Genomic DNA, 2068 nt, shown 5'->3' with positions numbered 1-2068 from the left:
TGATGAGGGTCGTCCTGATAGCTCTGTAGTTCGTGAATCTCAGCCAGTGACAGGCCCAGGATTCTGCAGCGACGGATGAAGGCCAGCCCCTCACCATGCTTCTCGGTATAGACACGGTAACCGTTGTCCTGCCGATCAGGCGGCGGCAACAAGCCCTGCTGTTCATAGAAGCGGATCGTCTGTGTTTCGACCCCTACCAACTGCGCCAACTGACCAATGCGCATCAGCCTCCTCCCCAACGGATTCTTTACTCTATTGACCTTATAGTAGCCCTGAATCCGTGAGACCGGCCCCCGGAAGCACTTCTAACCCACTGACCTGCATGGCAATATAGCCATTATCGCCATTCACCCAGACAGTGCCATGCCCAACATAAAGTTCCGCGCCAGTCGCCGCACCCTCACCAGCCACGCCGGGCTGTCCATCATCGGGCAATGCTTCGAGATCGCTGGCGTCGACAGCATCGACAGCCGCTTCCCCACCACGCTGGGCATGCGCACCAGTGACGTGATCAAGAGCTACCTGGGCCTGCTGTGTCTGGGCATGAGCGACTATGACGCTGTCGAGAACTTCCGCCGCGACAAGCCCTTCCAACAACTGCTGACCCTGCAGAAGGTGCCGAGCGCGGCGACGCTGCGACAGCGGCTGGAAAAACTTGCCGCCAACGACCTGCAGGCGCGCACCGCCACCTGGTCCACGACCCTGCTGTCACTGATCGAAGCACCGATCACCGCCGAGACGACGCACGTCTGCCTGGACATCGACACCTTCGTCATGGACAACAGCAACTCGAAGAAGGAAGGCGTCTCGCGGACCTACCAGAAGGTCGATGGCTACACCCCGATCGCCGCCTATCTGGGCAACGAAGGGTGGTGCCTGGGTCTGGAACTGCGGCCTGGCAAGCAGCACACCATGAAGGAGAGCAACGCCTTCCTGGAGCGGGTACTGCCTCGCGCCCAATGCTTGACCAAGCAACCGATCCTGTTACGCGAGGACAGCGGCTTCGACAGCCAGGCGCACCTGGCGCTTCTCGAACAGCAACGCCAGGTCTTTGCCGACGAGGGGCGCCGGCTCGACTATGTCGTCAAATGGAACCCGCGCGGCTCGGCCACGGCTGATCGAGATACCTGGCTGGCGGTGGCGGCGGACTACTGGGAAGAGCTGCGTCCTGGCAAGCGCCAGGCGCTGTGGACGCAGGCCGTCTCGATCCACGACGACAACAAGACCGAATACGTCGTCCAACGCGTGATGCGCCTGGTCGAGCGCACCGCCGATCGCGATGGCCAGTTGCTGCTCGAACCGGACTATGAGTTGGAAGGCTGGTGGACCAGCCTGGACGAGGCGCCGGAGGCGGTGATCAAACGCTACCAGGCGCATGCCACCCATGAGCAGTTTCACAGCGAGATCAAGACCGATCTCGACCTGGAGCGCTTGCCGTCCGGCAAGTTCGCCACCAACGATCTGATCCTGCATCTCGCCCAGTTGGCCTACAACATCCTGCGCCTGATGGGACAGCTGGGCATGACCGGCGAGCTGAGCCCGGTTCGCCACCCGGCCAAGCGGCGCCGGCTGCGCACCGTGCTACAAGAGTTGGTGCACCGTGCGGCTCTCGTGATTCACAAGGCACGGCAGATCATCCTCGACTTCGGGCAGGATATCGGGCGCATGACGGTGCTCAAGACGCTGCGGAGCCGACTGCGTTATCCACGAGGAACGCCATGCTGACCGTCAATCGGCGACACTCTATCCACAAGCAGTTCCAAGCGACACGCGATCGCCAGATATGTCGTGCCTGGCGGGTGGAAAGGCATGACAAAACGGGCCGTCAGCACCGATCAGCACGGTGGGTTTTGGCAATAACGGGCTTGCGAAAGCCAACTTGCACGGGGCGAATGATCAAAAAGTGCTCGCTGGCGGTGATAGGGAAAGTGTCGGCGCCGGCTTCACGGATTCAGGTTTAATTTTATCAACAACTGGACTTTTCAATAGATAAGGATGCTTTAAAATGATACTCATTAGTCAGTATATAATCTATAAATCCTTGGCATTGCCCGAAAACCCATGGAAA

Annotated in this window: 2 protein-coding genes; one reads left to right on the top strand and one right to left on the bottom strand. The window is 59.7% G+C overall.

Annotation, left to right across the window (positions count from 1 at the left end):
* The coding region (locus A3220_RS16395) for a MerR family transcriptional regulator (protein ID WP_128082455.1) at positions 1-224 on the bottom strand (224 nt) is incomplete at its 3' end.
* 139 nt (positions 225-363) lie between these two features.
* Here A3220_RS16395 and A3220_RS16390 point away from each other — a divergent pair.
* Complete coding sequence (locus tag A3220_RS16390) at positions 364-1725, top strand: IS1380 family transposase (RefSeq protein ID WP_062376011.1); 1362 nt, start codon at positions 364-366, stop codon at positions 1723-1725.
* Positions 1726-2068: the final 343 nt, after the last annotated feature.

Source organism: Halomonas sp. KX33721, from assembly GCF_001596805.1.
Classification (GTDB): Bacteria; Pseudomonadota; Gammaproteobacteria; order Pseudomonadales; family Halomonadaceae; genus Vreelandella; species Vreelandella aquamarina.
The sequence above is the reverse complement of the archived record's forward strand: the minus strand, read 5'-3'. Positions and strand labels throughout refer to the sequence as shown.

Excerpts from the sequence above, each read along its gene's own strand:
- A3220_RS16390 (WP_062376011.1), top strand. The coding sequence starts at position 364 with ATGCCCAACATAAAGTTCCGCGCCAGTCGCCGCACCCTCACCAGCCAC.